The organism is Thermococcus argininiproducens (genome assembly GCF_023746595.1).
Classification (GTDB): domain Archaea; phylum Methanobacteriota_B; class Thermococci; order Thermococcales; family Thermococcaceae; genus Thermococcus_A; species Thermococcus_A argininiproducens.
Genome location: NZ_CP080572.1, coordinates 96,927 through 111,463, shown reverse-complemented (window position 1 = coordinate 111,463; position 14,537 = coordinate 96,927). Strand labels below are relative to the sequence as shown.

General features: G+C 37.8%; 14 protein-coding genes and 1 CRISPR repeat array. Of the genes, 12 read left to right on the top strand and 2 right to left on the bottom strand.

Annotated features, from left to right (window positions below; all coding sequences use genetic code 11):
• The first annotated feature begins 7 nt into the window (after positions 1-7).
• A complete protein-coding gene (locus K1720_RS00560) occupies positions 8-454 on the top strand; it encodes an alanyl-tRNA editing protein (protein ID WP_251949281.1) in 447 nt (148 codons plus the stop codon).
• Here K1720_RS00560 and K1720_RS00555 read toward each other — a convergent pair.
• Together K1720_RS00555 and rbcL are read right to left on the bottom strand one after the other, a co-directional pair.
• Positions 451-1,029: a thymidine kinase gene (locus K1720_RS00555; protein WP_251949280.1), complete on the bottom strand. Its 579-nt coding sequence runs from the start codon at positions 1,027-1,029 to the stop codon at positions 451-453. The genes K1720_RS00560 and K1720_RS00555 overlap by 4 nt on opposite strands.
• 91 nt (positions 1,030-1,120) lie before the next feature.
• Positions 1,121-2,455: a type III ribulose-bisphosphate carboxylase gene (gene rbcL, locus K1720_RS00550; protein WP_251949279.1), complete on the bottom strand. Its 1,335-nt coding sequence runs from the start codon at positions 2,453-2,455 to the stop codon at positions 1,121-1,123.
• A 457-nt stretch (positions 2,456-2,912) separates the two neighbouring features.
• On the opposite strand from rbcL, the gene hpkB reads away from it, so the two are divergent.
• From hpkB to cas4, 11 genes are all read left to right on the top strand, one after another.
• Complete coding sequence (gene hpkB / locus K1720_RS00545; protein WP_167888887.1) at positions 2,913-3,116, top strand: archaeal histone HpkB; 204 nt, start codon at positions 2,913-2,915, stop codon at positions 3,114-3,116.
• Between the two features lie 70 nt (positions 3,117-3,186).
• Positions 3,187-4,461 carry a TIGR04013 family B12-binding domain/radical SAM domain-containing protein gene (locus K1720_RS00540; RefSeq protein WP_251949278.1) on the top strand — a complete coding sequence of 425 codons (1,275 nt, stop codon included), beginning with the start codon at positions 3,187-3,189 and terminating at the stop codon, positions 4,459-4,461.
• 35 nt (positions 4,462-4,496) lie between these two features.
• Positions 4,497-5,192, top strand: coding sequence for a metallophosphoesterase family protein (locus K1720_RS00535; protein WP_251949277.1), 696 nt, complete (start codon positions 4,497-4,499; stop codon positions 5,190-5,192).
• A 479-nt stretch (positions 5,193-5,671) separates the two neighbouring features.
• Positions 5,672-6,837: direct repeats of the CRISPR family, unit length 30 nt; unit sequence GTTCCAATAAGACTTTAGAAGAATTGAAAG.
• Between the two features lie 100 nt (positions 6,838-6,937).
• Positions 6,938-7,243, top strand: coding sequence for a hypothetical protein (locus tag K1720_RS00530; protein WP_251949276.1), 306 nt, complete (start codon positions 6,938-6,940; stop codon positions 7,241-7,243).
• Positions 7,198-7,689: a putative toxin-antitoxin system toxin component, PIN family gene (locus K1720_RS00525; protein ID WP_251949275.1), complete on the top strand. Its 492-nt coding sequence runs from the start codon at positions 7,198-7,200 to the stop codon at positions 7,687-7,689. Before K1720_RS00530 ends, K1720_RS00525 begins: the two co-directional genes overlap by 46 nt.
• A 381-nt stretch (positions 7,690-8,070) precedes the next feature.
• Entirely contained in the window at positions 8,071-8,808 is a 738-nt protein-coding gene (gene cas6 / locus K1720_RS00520; protein ID WP_251950779.1) for a CRISPR-associated endoribonuclease Cas6, read from the top strand.
• Positions 8,805-10,160 carry a hypothetical protein gene (locus tag K1720_RS00515; RefSeq protein WP_251949274.1) on the top strand — a complete coding sequence of 452 codons (1,356 nt, stop codon included), beginning with the start codon at positions 8,805-8,807 and terminating at the stop codon, positions 10,158-10,160. Before cas6 ends, K1720_RS00515 begins: the two co-directional genes overlap by 4 nt.
• Positions 10,161-10,165: 5 nt before the next feature.
• A complete protein-coding gene (cas7i, locus tag K1720_RS00510) occupies positions 10,166-11,050 on the top strand; it encodes a type I-B CRISPR-associated protein Cas7/Cst2/DevR (RefSeq protein WP_251949273.1) in 885 nt (294 codons plus the stop codon).
• On the top strand, positions 11,035-11,691 hold the full coding sequence (gene cas5, locus K1720_RS00505) for a CRISPR-associated protein Cas5 (RefSeq protein ID WP_251949272.1): 657 nt from the start codon (positions 11,035-11,037) through the stop codon (positions 11,689-11,691). The genes cas7i and cas5 overlap by 16 nt, the downstream gene beginning before the upstream one ends.
• The gene (gene cas3, locus K1720_RS00500) at positions 11,691-13,892 is read left to right on the top strand and encodes a CRISPR-associated helicase Cas3' (protein WP_251949271.1); all 2,202 of its coding nucleotides are present in this window, start codon (positions 11,691-11,693) and stop codon (positions 13,890-13,892) included. The genes cas5 and cas3 overlap by 1 nt, the downstream gene beginning before the upstream one ends.
• Before the next feature lie 135 nt (positions 13,893-14,027).
• The gene (cas4, locus tag K1720_RS00495) at positions 14,028-14,537 is read left to right on the top strand and encodes a CRISPR-associated protein Cas4 (RefSeq protein WP_251949270.1); all 510 of its coding nucleotides are present in this window, start codon (positions 14,028-14,030) and stop codon (positions 14,535-14,537) included.

Sequence of the window (14,537 nt, the reverse complement as noted above, 5' to 3'; positions counted from 1 at the left end):
GTGTGAAATGGAGATCAAAACTCATACGGCTCTTCATGTCCTTAAAGGGGCCGTTGTGAGGGTTTTGGGTGAAGGGGCCAAGTGGACGGCAAGCGTTCATGTAGATGGTAATCATGGGAGATTAACGGTTAAGTTCAACAGAAAGCCTACGAAAGAGGAGATTACAATGATCGAAGGGCTTGCTAATAGGAAAATCAAAGAAAATGTTCCAATTAAAGTATATGAGCTCCCAAGAGAAGAGGCAGAAAGCAGATTTGGGGAGGATATGTATGACCTCTTTCCAATTCCATCTGAAGTGAGAACGCTCAAGATAGTTGTTATTGAGGGATGGAACGTGAATGCTTGCAACAAAGACCATACAAAAACAACCGGAGAAATTGGGGAGATAAAGATCAGGAAAGTTAGGTTTAGGAAAAGCAAAGAGCTTTTGGAGATAAGCTTCGATGTAGTCTAAGGTACTATGTGATGTTTCCTGCATCTTGCTTCATAGGCCTCCATTCCACCCACGAGTATTCTAGGTGAGTCACGGGGAGCTGGTTTTCCATTTATGAGTCTTTGGGTTCTTGTGGCCTCTCCTCCACAAACACTGCATATTGCTGTTAGATACACTATGTTATCCGCCATTGCCAGTAGTTCTTTCGTAACCTCAAAAGCGTCCCCTTTGAAATCTAAGTTAAGTCCAGAAGCGATGACATAAATGCCCTCATCGGCCAGTTTGTTGAGAATTCCTACTATTGACATAGGGAAGAACTGCACTTCATCGACGCCTATAACCTCAAAGCCTTCTTCTTTAGTTTTCCGGTATATCATCTCAACTCCTTCTTCCGTTGTCGGCACAACAAAAGCTTCGTAGCTTAGTCCGTTATGGGCCACGACTTTATCTTCACTGTAGCGATTATCTATAGATGGCTTGAAAAGGGCCGCTTTTCTTTTTGCAAATATTTGCCTTTCAATCCTCTTAATGAGCTCGCTTGTTTTTCCGGCAAACATGGGACCTGTGATAACTTCTAAGAACCCTTCTGGATGCATGAGCTTTCACCATTTTCAAATTAATGGAAGGTAATAAATGGCTTTTGGGAGTAATGTTCGAATAAGAGACAAAAAGAAGAGAGAAAATCCGTCAAACTGGAGTGACATGGCCCCACTTTTCGAGGGCCCTTGCTAGCTCTTTGTGAGTCTTTGCGTACTCATCCAGTGAGATTCCTTGGATGATGGCATCCAATGCCTGTCTAACTGCTTTGGCTCCAGCAGCTGGCCCATCTGGGTGTCCCAATGTACCTCCACCCAATTGGAGGACTATATCAGTTCCAAGGGCTTCTATGACTGCAGGCAAGTTTCCAGGGTGAAGTCCACCGGAACTTGTTGGGAATGCTGGCTTAATGTGGTAGAACTTCTGCTCCAAGTGGAATACATCATTATCTTCCGGTTTATAGTGCTTCTCCCTTAAGATTCTGGCATTTTGTATAACATCCCACTTTCCACCCTCGAGCTTTCCAGCCCCAGCAGTTCCAACGTGAAGCTGATCAAGGCCGATTATCCTGTAGAGTTTTGCAAGGACGAACATTGATATTCCGTGGTAGGGGTTTCTTGTGAAGGTGGCATGCATGGCTCTGTGGGCGTGTAAAGCGATGTCATAGTCTTCTGCTAGATCTCGTATATATTCTAAGTTGCCCCATCCGACTATTACAACATCGACCATTGCGTGGGGCAGGCCGTATTCGGCTAGAATCTCAAGTCTGTTTTCCATTTCCCTGATATCAGCGGTTATGTTTGCGAACCATGTTTTCTTTTCTCCAGTTTCTGATTCCACTTTGTCTATAACTCTTGCCATTACGTCAGCCCTTTCTTCAAAGCGGTTGTACCAGGGGCCAGTCAGGTTTTCGTCGTCTTTCATATAATCTGCCCCTGCAGATAGAAGTTCATAAGATAGTTTTTCTAGCTCTTCGGGGGAGTAGCCAACCTTTGGTTTGGGGACTACACCATAAATGGGCCTGTCTCTGATTTCAAGTATTTCTCTTACTCCTTCGATACCCTTATTGGGTCCGCTAAAGTCTCGGAGCACTATTTCCGGTAGGTAAAGGTCTTCGAGCCTTAATCCCTTTACTCTCTTCATCCCAAAGACATTACCTGCTATTGATGCAAGAAGGCCGGGGAGGTTCCATTCTTCAAAGGCATGGGCCGGATAGGCTATTTTCACTATCCAGCTTCCGTCTTCCATGTCATGGAAATCATAGGCCTTTGCTGAGAGATCGCTCCATCTTTCCTCTTCATACCATTGGTAAAGAGTAGTCCATGTCCCGGTGGAGCTTTCGGCTGCCACAGCACCGGCGGCTTGTTCTATAGTGTAGCCATCTGCAGGAGTCACTCTGAAAACAGCTACAATATCTCTTTTGAAGTTGGGCTCGTAGGTCTTGTCGACATAGTAGTCGTATATCTTATCAAACTTCTCTGGCATTTTTACCACCTCGATACTTTATAGAATAGAATTTGCAGAGGATAATATAACCATTGCGGGACATATATGTGGAAAAGAAAAATAGTAAAGGGGACCCTATTCCACTCCAATATAGGCCGCTCTGCCCCATGATTCATTCTTGCTAAACTGCTACATACTTTGCAATGTTTTTCTGGATCTGTATGGTCAATAATGCTAAACATCAAATCAAAGGGTGATAAATATAAAAGAAATCAGCAACTGTGGGGATTCCTCTATTTTCGAACTGTAGAGACCAAACCCTATAAAATTTCTCACTCTCTTTATCCACTGGTGAGATGTTTTAACTGTCCCCAAATGTATGGTGACTATCCGAGTATTTGCCTAAAAGGGCCTCTTTTCCGAAAGGTTTATATATAACTTCTTTCATAAAATAAAATGCAAATACCAATTTACACAACTTTAGGAGGTGTTGGGTATGGCTGAGTTGCCAATTGCCCCAATTGATAGGTTGATTAGAAAGGCTGGTGCACCAAGAGTTAGTGAAGAGGCTGCAAAGGTTATGGCCGAGCACCTTGAGGAGAAGGCTATGGAGATCGCTAAGAAGGCCGTTGACCTTGCAAAGCACGCCGGCAGAAAGACAGTCAAAGCAGAGGACATCAAACTCGCTATCAAAGCTTGATAGCCTTTCTTTCTTTTGTCTTTTCTACAATTTGGGCAAATATTTTAAAACCCTCTTCTGAGTTTTTATCATGCATGGGATAGCTATTAGAATGACACGCCGCAATCACAATGCTTTTGTGCATCTCTTGGGAGCTTTAGAAGCCCAGGGTTTCGATATTGGCGAGCTTCTGATAACAAAAGATTTTGCCGAGATTTTAAAGGCAAGGCCCAAAGTAGTTCTTTACTCTTTCTTCACTGAAGAGATATGGGACGTTCAGGAAGAAGTTAAAATCCTAAAAGAAAATACCAATGCTCTTTTAGTTGCTGGTGGTTATCACGCAACTGCAATGCCAAAGCACACCTTAAATCATCTGGGTTTTGACATAGCGGCCATTGGTGAGGGAGAGGAGATCATATTTCAGCTCTTGAGTCTGCTAAAGAGGAGCGATTTTAGACTGACGAGAGATTTGTTAAATATTCAAGGGTTGGCTTTCTATTTAAACGATGAGTTTACTTTTACAGGCTTTGCTAGGGTTGATGACTTCACAAAGTTCCCTCCGTTTGCCGAAAGTTCCCGCTTAATAGCTCCAATAGAAATAAGTCGGGGATGTCCCTTTGGTTGCTATTACTGTCAGACTCCCTACGTCAAAGGCTTTAGAATGCGCCACAGGCCGATAGATCAGATAGTGAAGTACTCCAAGAGAATGAAAGACATGCGCTACATAACTCCAAACGCCTTCGCCTACGGATCTCCTGGAGCTATTTTAAACCTGAACAAACTTGAAGCCCTCTTAAAGGCCCTTCAACCCCTCAGGGAAGAAGGAAGGAGATTGTTCTACGGAACTTTCCCAAGTGAGGTAAGGCCGGAATTCATCAAACCTGAAACGCTAGAGCTTCTCTTGAAGTATGCCGACAATAGGAGACTGGCCATAGGAGCCCAAAGTGGGGATGATGATATGCTTAGAGCAATGCATCGCGTGCATACAACGGAACATGTAAAACAGGCTGTCGAATACATGCTTGAATACGACATAGAGCCAGTGGTGGACTTTATAGTGGGCCTTCCAAACGAGAACGAGGAAAGCCAGAGAAAGAGTATTGAGTTCATGAAATGGATAATGCGCAAAGGAGGAAAAGTGAGAGCCCATTACTTCATGCCCCTGCCGGGAACGCCCTGGGCTAGATGCAAGCCTTCTCCATTAAGCGAGGAGATGAAGAAGTTTCTTGGGAGGATGGCAGCCAAAGGATACATCGAAGGTTCGTGGGGAGTCCAAATTGAACTATCAAAGAAACTTCAGAGGCTTATAGAGGAGTTTTATGAGGTGAGTCCAAGCTATGTAGGTGAAGTTAAGAAAATCTGCTGAGAAAATGATTTAATCTTTTGTGACAATTAAATATCATGCTGATTGGACTCATAAGCGACATCCATTCAAACCTAGAGGCCCTAGAGGCAGTCTGGAGAGAGGTTAAAAAAGCAGATGTGATTTTTTGCATGGGCGATTTGGTCGGTTATGGGGCCAACCCAAACGAAGTTGTGGACTTTTTTAAAGAGCAAATGGAGAAGAGGGAAATTCTATGCGTTAGGGGAAACCATGATAATGCAATTGCTTTTGGTATAAGTTGGGGATTTAACCCCTATGCAAGAGAGGCAATAAGATGGCATGAGAAAGTTATGACCATTGAGAACCTTGAATTTATCCGGAAACTCCCTGTAAGGCAGTTATTTGACGTTGATGGCGAGAGTTTTCTTATAATCCACGGTTCCCCACGGGCCCCTCTGGATGAATATGTATTTCCCTGGTACCCTGATAGTGAATTTTTAGAGATTTTGAAATATTTTAAGCAGAGAAACCTTATTTTGGGCCATACACACATGCAGATGCTTAAGGAGATTGGAAATAGGAGAATAATAAACCCCGGTGGAGTGGGCCAACCGAGGGATGGGGACTGGAGGGCGGCCTATGCTTTCATAGACACTGATAGTAATGAGATTATCTTTGAGAGGGTGGAGTATGACATTGATGAGGCTGTAAAAAAGATAATTGATGCGGGCCTTCCAAAGTTTTTGGCCTACAGGCTTTATGAGGGTTATTGAAAATTTTTCGATACTTGTTCGGAAGCCTTATTTTTTGGTTTTCTCTTTTTTGAGTGTTTGTTTTTGGATTTAGGGTATTCTGGGTAATTTGGAAGTCTTTAGTTACCATTTGTTACTATCACCCAAATGGTTACAAGAATTCTAAATTTTTGTAACGAATTTTTTTCGAAATTCTGAGTGGAGGGTTCTTGAGACTTCTTTAATACTTTCTCCTAGTGGAAAATGAATCTTTTCACTTTTAAGATTTTATAATGCATTTAATTTTAATTTGGAATTCCATATGTTCTCTGGAAGTCTCGTGAACAATATCGTACCTTAAAATTTTCCAAATTTTTGAGGGGGTTAATTCGCTTGGGGTTTAATGTAGGCTCCTGAATTAAAGGCTCGTGGGGACCCAATTATTGACCCTTTGGAGAAAACCTTATATAATTCAAGTATTCTAATAGTTTTATAGGGGATTTAGAGGAAAATTCGCCCCTGTTCCAATAAGACTTTAGAAGAATTGAAAGATTAGTGCGGAGGGAATGAATAAGGCCCAAAAGCTAGGTTCCAATAAGACTTTAGAAGAATTGAAAGATCAGAATGTGAGCTTTCAGCAAATCTGAAATTTTCGTTCCAATAAGACTTTAGAAGAATTGAAAGCTAAGTGGGATTAATGCACTCATGATCCCGAGATAAAGTTCCAATAAGACTTTAGAAGAATTGAAAGATTCATTATCAATAAGCTCTATGACCACGAAGGGAGGGTTCCAATAAGACTTTAGAAGAATTGAAAGAAGAAAGTTGATAAGGCCAAACTTATCGAGTTGGCCAGGTTCCAATAAGACTTTAGAAGAATTGAAAGTCACATACCTAGCTCCCATTTTTGCTATTTCTAAAAGTTCCAATAAGACTTTAGAAGAATTGAAAGGCTTCTAGTTCAGAATGCTGATACTCTTTTATCTCAAAGTTCCAATAAGACTTTAGAAGAATTGAAAGTTGTATGTTTGCTGTACCCTTATGTAGATATACGTTCCAATAAGACTTTAGAAGAATTGAAAGATAAGGAATATACAAGACTGAAGTAGTAATTTTGCTCTTCGTTCCAATAAGACTTTAGAAGAATTGAAAGTCGTTAACAGTCATTTTAGTAAAATCTAATTTGTCTTGTTCCAATAAGACTTTAGAAGAATTGAAAGCAGGTATTTCTTTGATGGTCTCAGCCAATTCGTAACCGTTCCAATAAGACTTTAGAAGAATTGAAAGAAAATTAGTGCTACTTCAGATTTTTTGAATTCGTCGTTCCAATAAGACTTTAGAAGAATTGAAAGAAGCTTTGAGCCAAACTCATCGCTCAAAGCCCAATAGTTCCAATAAGACTTTAGAAGAATTGAAAGATTCATTATCAATAAGCTCTATGACCACGAAGGGAGGGTTCCAATAAGACTTTAGAAGAATTGAAAGAAGAAAGTTGATAAGGCCAAACTTATCGAGTTGGCCAGGTTCCAATAAGACTTTAGAAGAATTGAAAGTCACATACCTAGCTCCCATTTTTGCTATTTCTAAAAGTTCCAATAAGACTTTAGAAGAATTGAAAGGCTTCTAGTTCAGAATGCTGATACTCTTTTATCTCAAAGTTCCAATAAGACTTTAGAAGAATTGAAAGCACGACTCCACTGTAATATACTATTAATGAGAAGTATGTATAAGCCTTGAATTCTATCTCTTTTTCACCAAATTTTTAAATAATTAATGCAAAAGTTAGAATGGTGAGTTGGGTGGCTACAAAAGTAAAAAACTCGGAAGGTGTTAGACTTCTCATTAATGAAGTTGCAAAGGCTGTTGGCGTTTCGCCTAAAGAGCTTATTGAGTATTATGAATGGAAAGCCAACTTAAAGAAGATTAAGACCAAGAAGATAAGTAAGAAGGATGCATTAGAATTCCTTAAGTCTCAGGAAGGAAAGAGAAAGATTAGTGAAGGAGAGGCCGTTAGGATTTATTACGAGGCTGAGGAGGAAATCAAGAGATGGAGAGAAATCGAAAGAAAGCTCAAAAAACTCGGTTTAGAGTAGTCATTGATACCTCTGTTTTAATTGCTGGTGCGATTTCTACTAGAGGATATGCTTTTGATCTTCTAAAACTATTAGTTGAAGGCAATGTTGTTAATTATGCTTCTCTAAAAACACTTCGTGAGTATAAAGCTAAAATACAATCTAAGAAGGTTCTCAAACATTTATCCATGGATGAAGCCATGAGATACCTTGAAATCATGCTAACATTTTCTAAGAGGATCCCCGTCAAAAAGAGCTTCCAACGGAGTAAACGCATTAAGGAGCTTGTGAAAGATGAAAATGATATTCCGTTTCTTGATGTTGTTTACAATGCTAAAGCTGGGTTCTTGATAACTTACGATAGAAAACACTTGCTTAAAATCAGGGATAAAACAAGAAAATTCAGGCTGAATTCCCATGAGTTCTACATCTTAACACCAAAAGAATTCATCGAGGAATTTTTATAACGCAGGCAAACAGAAAAAGAAACGTTAATAGGGGTCTGGAAGTTTTCTAACTTCTTTTGTATCACATTTTCGCTGATCCCACTTTGTCTAAATAGCGCACTGAACCAGTATTAACACTTTTCCAAGGCCTTTTGGCTTGCCTTTTTTAGGGGTATTCCTTTGGATCTGCGGTATCTTTTGAAGGACTCTCTTGTCCCAGTAATAATATAGTTAAAATATCCTCATTTATTGGGTTCTTTTTCCGTTTTATATGCTTTCTCTAAGATTTAAAATAAAACCCATCTCCTGCAGTTAGAGGCTTTTTCAAACCATTTTCGTAAACCTTAAATATATTGAGAGGGTAATGTCACTTTGAGCTATCCTCTTAATGGAGGTATGAGCTTGAGGTTCCTGATTCGCTTTGCTCCTGAGAATTCGGAGTTTAAGGTGCCTTACAATCATCAGCATTACCTTCAAGGCCTCATTTATCGAAGGATTCAAAGCGTAAATCCCGAGTTGAGCCTTGCCCTTCACAGGCCAAAAGTGCCTAAACTTTTCACGTACTCTCTTTTTATGGCTGAAAACAGAAGATTTATCGATGGTTTACCCTATTTCATTGGAGCTGGAAAAGCGTTCTTTTATTTCTCGACACCCATTCCAGAGATAGCAGAGGCTTTTATTGGCGGTCTTCTCCAAAACCCAGAAGTAATTCTATGGAGGGAGAAGTTTTATGCGGAGACTGTCAGAGCACTTCCCGAGCCGAGTTCATATAGTGGAAAGACTTACTCGACGCTTTCTCCCATAGCAGTGACAACATTAAAGCCCTCGTTTGGAAAGCTGAAGATTTATGATTTGGGCCCAATGGAGGATAAGTTTTATGAAAACTTGAAGGAGAATCTAAAGGAAAAATACGTTCTTCTTTATGGAAAAAATCCCCCTGATGAGTTTGAGATCAAAGTGCTCAAGGCGAAACCAAAAAAGTTTGAAGTCAAGCCGGGGATATATCAAAGAGCATGGCATCTTGTTTTCAAGGCTTATGGGGATGAGGAGCTTCTGAAAGTTGGTTATCAAGCAGGTTTTGGTGAAAAGAACTCGATAGGATTTGGGATGGTGAAAGTTGATGGGAGGAGAGAGAAATGAGGGAAGAAATCACATTAGAAAAGATCGAGAAATTAATTGATAAACGAGTTCACTGGGTTGGTAAGATTTCACAAAATGGGAAATCGAGGAAGGTACCATTGAATTTCGATGGATTACTAAACGCTGTTCTTGCTGGAGCGATACCGAATCTGGCTCATCGATTTAAAGATGCAAATACACCAAAGGAAGCCATAGAAATAATCCTGAATTATTTGATGACAACAAAGAATATAAGCTCTTCTCATTTTCCCACACTACTCCAAAAGAGTGAAGCTCCCAATTATCAGTTTTACGACTACAAACTAGGTTCAGATGAAAAAACTAGAAAAGACGTACTATATTGGCTTTTGACTTTCTATTATGTTGACTTAACAAAGTTTGAGGGAAGAAGGCTAAAACAACGTGTTATCATCGGTATTAGGACAAATAATCCAGGAATTGAAAAAATAATTAGAGATTACACCTTACGAGGGGGAATTTTTGATTTTGAGATTAAGACAGGTAGAATTGAAGAGGAATATTTTGATAAAAAGATCACGTATTATTTACCCCCTCGTCCATCGGCAGCATATTTCACTCTCTTACTTTTGCTTAGTACCATCTTAAACACAATGCAATTCGAAGATCAGGATAAACTTTTTGAAAATTTATCATTTGAGGCATTAATTTTAAGCAATAGCGGAGGAAACAAATGGTCTGCAGTATATCATCCAATCGGCAATCTTTCGCGATTATATGACTTGTTTTTCGAAGAGCTGGAATATCCAAAGCCAAAATTTATAACATTCTTAGAGTCCCTTGTACCACCATCTCTTCAAAATAAGAATATTGTAGATTCTTACTATTCATTACTTTCTGATTTAGCATTTTCAATACTTGTTGAAGGTTATTTAAACGTAAATAAGCTTTCAAAAGTAATAGGGGAGAAGATATCCCTAGAATTAAGAGCAAAAAGAGAGAACAAAACATACAAGCTTAGAAAGATTTATTACGTGAATTATGTCCAAACAAAATTTTTTGGAGGTGAAACTGTGAATGAGGATTTTGAAAAATTGAAAAAACAGATAAAAGCAATAGCTTTGAAAATTGGGGAACTAGCAAAAAAAGGAGAAACCCAAAAAAGCCTCTTAAAGAGAATAATAATGGACATAAAAAATGAAGAAGTTCCAGTATACTTTGTTGAAACTCTTGTCTCATACTTACCAAGGCTAGAGAGAGAAGGAATAAAAATTACACTGCCTGAAAAGCTTGTTACCTTGCCAATAAGAGAATTTTTGATTTTAAAGAATGAATTTGTTGTTACACTATGGAATTCGTATGCTGGAGGTAGTAACAAAACTAATGGGGGGTGAAAAACATGAGAAAAATCGTTATTGGGCTATTAACTCGTGTCTCTGGGAATGTAAATGCAAATGAAGTTGATGGGGACAGAATAAGGATAAAGAAGTTAGTATCTACAAGTGGAGAAGTCTATCCGTTTGTCTCTGCAAGAGCTGTCAAAAGAGGAATAAGAGAAAAGCTTGCAGAATGGGGATTTGAAGTTGATCCATTTAGAATTGGAGAAGGTAACAAACTTGCTGATAGTGGTGACCCAATAAAATATGTAGATAACGACTTATTTGGGTATCTTTATATCAAAGGAAATCAACAAAAACCAAGACAAGCCCCGGTTTCATTGTCTCCAGTAATTGCAGTAGAACACACGCCAATACAAATTGACTTTGGAGGCAGATTTCCAAAGAAGGTAGGTAGTGTGAATCCAACACCATTTGAGACAGAAGTTGCCGACTTTATTGGTCTTATGAAAATTGTAATTACAGAAAGAGTGGGAATATTTGCTGAAAATGAAAAGACTGACCAAGTTAAAAAATGGGATGAATACACTAAAGAAGGCAGGATAACAAAGCAAGATAATACGTATATCCTTCCTGACGAAGAAAGGATAAAACGGGTAAGTGCATTATTAGAAATTTTGCTAAATGAAGGCTGGGCATATCCTAGAAGAACAAACTACTTCGCTATGGCAGAGCACATCTCAACAATTATCTATGCCGGAGAAAGATTGTATCCTGTTTGGAAAGCATCTGAAGAATATCAATTCAAAAAAGAGCTTGTGCCTTACCAAATTAATGAAAAAAAGGAATTTTTAGAAACATATGAATTGAAAAAAGGCTTAGTTCCTAAAAAAGATATTGAAAAACTGGCAACTTGGCTGGTGAGTGGAGTATGGAAAAAGGGTTAACAGTTGATGTTTTATTTGACTTGGCACACTTTAGGGTTCACACAACCATGAAAAGCAGGACATCCTACTTAATACCATTACCAACAACAGTCCTTGGGTTCTTCTTTTCTATTCTTGGAAAAAGTAGAGAGGCGTACATTAGGGAGAGAGAACAATTTAAAGCAGGTGCTAAGCTGCTTAGCATAAATGGAATTGCAAGGGAAAATGCACAGTTATTAAAGTTAAAGAGAGGAAGAGAAGATAGGACTACTGAAGAACTTATGCTTTTAGTAAAGCCAAAATACCGCTTTGCAATTTGGGGTAAGCAGAAACTCATTAATAATCTCTATGAGCGAATTCAAACTTTTGATTTTGAGTTTGTACCATACGGTGGAATAAGTGAGTTCATTATCTCAGAAATTGAAAACCCTCAGCTGTATGATGAGTATGAAGAAAAAGACACTATAAAAGATTCCTATGTGCCTCAATCATTATTAAACTCACTGAGAATATTAGACAACGGAATCGTTTACAATCTCCCTTATGTGTATTCAGGTGAACCTAAATTCGTTATTATGGGATGGAATGTTGAATTAAACCTAAAACAAAAGATTTCGACTATAGATGGAGTTCCATTATATCCACCATTTATGGTGATTTAATGATAAATGAAAAGATGTTGCTAAATTTAGGATTGGATATACTCTCAAAAACATCACATAAAAACGAGCAACAAGAAAAATCATTAAAGCAACATATTGAGGAAATTATTAGAGTTTCTAAGATTCTGGCACAGAAGCATAGGCTACAAGATCATGAAAAAATATTAAAAACATTGGCATGGTGGCATGATTTAGGGAAGTTGAATCCAAGATGGGACATAACTAAAAAGAAAAAACCACCTCATTCTGCGCTTTCAGCTTATCTGTTTTTAAGATATTCTAACATTAAAGATCCTAAAATATTTTATTTCATCTTAAGGCATCATTCCCATTTAACTCCAATTCTTTCACATCCAAATTACCTAGCTAAAAATGTCCTTGGAAGAATACAGTTCCCTATTGACTACAATAGTGTATTTCGTTTAATTTATCAAGAAACGAAACAACTTAATGAATTCATTGAAAGGAACAAAAGAGAAAATGTGATTTATGTGGATCTCTTTGGAATTTTTAAGACCACAGACATTGTTTCAGCAATGTTTGAAAGTGAAAACGAAATTATTAAAGAGAAACCTTCTTTTAGGGAAACAGATATTAAACAAGGATTACAAAGATATGTAAAAGATAAAGGGTTACAATTTAATGAGAAAAAGTGGGAGCTATTCCTGAATATGGCAAACTCTGGTGAACATATCTTATTCTCAGCTCCTACTGGATGGGGAAAAACGTTTGCCTCTTTAACAATAGCCTCTACCAAAACTCCAACTCATATAATCTATGTTCTTCCGACAATAACATCAATAAGGAAAATGAAAGAAACAATTAAAAAAATCCTGAAAATGAAGGTTGAGGATAATTATTATTTTGCCGATGTTGAAAAAGTAACAAAACAGAAAGATTATGAAAGAAGTGTTGATTGGGAACTTTTTATTTCAAGATCATTTATGAGTCCTGTTACTTTAACAACGCTTGATCAGATAATCTTAACTTTCCTTCACGTAGGGAAATATTTCCTCAAAAGATTTCACTTTAGAAATTCAATATTTATCTTCGATGAGTTTCATCTTTATCCGATAAGTGGACTCTACATCCTCCTGAATTTCATACAGAAATATAACCAAGAGTTCAACTACAATATCAAAACAGTGTTTATGTCAGCTACTGTGCACCCAGCGTTAGAAAACTTGGTTAGCTTCTATATATCTCCGACTTCATTTGATTTTACTGAAGAATATAAAAGAAGAAGGAGATATATATATTCTATTAGTGAAGAAGATATTACTGATCCTACTACTCTCGAGAAAATAGCAGAAAGAACACAGGATGGAAATGTATTAGTTGTATGTAACACAGTAGAAAAAGCCATCAAAATCTATCTTTTACTAAAACATCACTATAAGATCAGGGAGATACTTATCCTACACTCAAGATTTACATACAAGGACAGAAAAGAAAAAGAAATCCAATTAGAAAAGTTCTCAAGGATGTCTAAAGGTTTTGTTTTTGTTTCTACACAGGTTGCTGAAGTAAGCCTTGATATGTCTTTTGATTATCTATTCACAGAACTTGCGCCACTATCTTCCTTAATTCAGAGGTTCGGAAGAGTTAATAGGTATTCAACTTTCACAAATAATGAAAATGTAAAAATCCTAAAACCGTCCGAACTAGATGATAGAAGACGTTATCCTTACAATTTAGATGAATTAAGCTTAGCGAAAACCATTTTAGAGGAGTTTGATGGAAATATTAAAACAGAATTTGAACTAATAGAGCAGTTTAAAGAGAGTTCATTAAAACTAGATAAAACCAAGTTAAAAGAGATTGACAAATACATTCAAAAATGGGATAATGATACAAGATACTTTTTCTCAATAGATTTAAACGATAAAGAGCTAGATAAAATCCTTAATTTCAGGGAAACAAACACAATCCTAGTCATTCCAGAATGTTTTATTGACAAGATTGCCGATATACTGGCTAGCAGTAGTAAGTACAGACTTCAAAAAATAAAGGAATACCTTACTCCAATCCCAATATGGTGGTTATTTTCCGAGGATAGTTTTCCAAGTACGTATCACAACTTCCCAACACTGTCTAGTTCAAGATTTCTCTATTCGAATGAAGTTGGTTACTTTGATTCCAAAAGGTTATCTGAATTTATTGATGAGATTAACGTCTGTGAGAAAGAGGAAATAGTGTAGATTAGAATGTAGTAATAGAAATTACAGTTGTTGGTGTTCCAATAACAAGTGTAACGCAAGTTATAGCCAAAACTATAATGAAAATTACAGTTTCATTTGTTATAAATCAATTTATAATACTCATTGGTGATTAATATGGATCCCTATCTCCCAGACGAACTTCTCATCCGCGGCACAGAAATAAACTACCTCTTCATCTGCAAAACAAAGCTCTGGTACTTTTCCCACGGAGTCACAATGGAGCAGGAGAGCGAATGGGTAGATCTAGGAAAATTCCTCCATGAAAAAAGCTACTTTGGTGAAGAGAAGAACATTAAGATCGGCCCAATTGCCATTGATTTCATCAAGAAGGGGGATATCATTGAGATCCATGAAATCAAAAAGGGAAGGTCAATGGAAAAGGCCCACGAAATGCAGGCTCTTTATTACCTCTACTACCTCAAAAGGCTGGGCATTAAAGCAAAAGCCATTCTCAACTATCCAAAGCTTAGGGAAACAAAAGAAATAATACTCAATGGTCATGAAGAGGACGTGGAAAGGGCTATAAAAGAAGTTGAAGAGATAAAGTCTCTTTCTATACCTCCAACTCCGGTAAAATCAAAGAAATGTAAAAAGTGCGCTTATTACGAACTATGTTGGGTGTGA

Excerpts from the sequence above, each read along its gene's own strand:
- hpkB (WP_167888887.1), top strand. The coding sequence starts at position 2,913 with ATGGCTGAGTTGCCAATTGCCCCAATTGATAGGTTGATTAGAAAGGCT.
- cas5 (WP_251949272.1), top strand. The coding sequence starts at position 11,035 with ATGGAAAAAGGGTTAACAGTTGATGTTTTATTTGACTTGGCACACTTT.
- cas7i (WP_251949273.1), top strand. The coding sequence starts at position 10,166 with ATGAGAAAAATCGTTATTGGGCTATTAACTCGTGTCTCTGGGAATGTA.
- K1720_RS00540 (WP_251949278.1), top strand. The coding sequence starts at position 3,187 with ATGCATGGGATAGCTATTAGAATGACACGCCGCAATCACAATGCTTTT.
- rbcL (WP_251949279.1), bottom strand. The coding sequence starts at position 2,455 with ATGCCAGAGAAGTTTGATAAGATATACGACTACTATGTCGACAAGACC.
- cas3 (WP_251949271.1), top strand. The coding sequence starts at position 11,691 with ATGATAAATGAAAAGATGTTGCTAAATTTAGGATTGGATATACTCTCA.
- K1720_RS00555 (WP_251949280.1), bottom strand. The coding sequence starts at position 1,029 with ATGCATCCAGAAGGGTTCTTAGAAGTTATCACAGGTCCCATGTTTGCC.
- K1720_RS00515 (WP_251949274.1), top strand. The coding sequence starts at position 8,805 with ATGAGGGAAGAAATCACATTAGAAAAGATCGAGAAATTAATTGATAAA.
- cas4 (WP_251949270.1), top strand. The coding sequence starts at position 14,028 with ATGGATCCCTATCTCCCAGACGAACTTCTCATCCGCGGCACAGAAATA.
- K1720_RS00535 (WP_251949277.1), top strand. The coding sequence starts at position 4,497 with ATGCTGATTGGACTCATAAGCGACATCCATTCAAACCTAGAGGCCCTA.
- K1720_RS00525 (WP_251949275.1), top strand. The coding sequence starts at position 7,198 with ATGGAGAGAAATCGAAAGAAAGCTCAAAAAACTCGGTTTAGAGTAGTC.
- K1720_RS00530 (WP_251949276.1), top strand. The coding sequence starts at position 6,938 with ATGGTGAGTTGGGTGGCTACAAAAGTAAAAAACTCGGAAGGTGTTAGA.
- K1720_RS00560 (WP_251949281.1), top strand. The coding sequence starts at position 8 with ATGGAGATCAAAACTCATACGGCTCTTCATGTCCTTAAAGGGGCCGTT.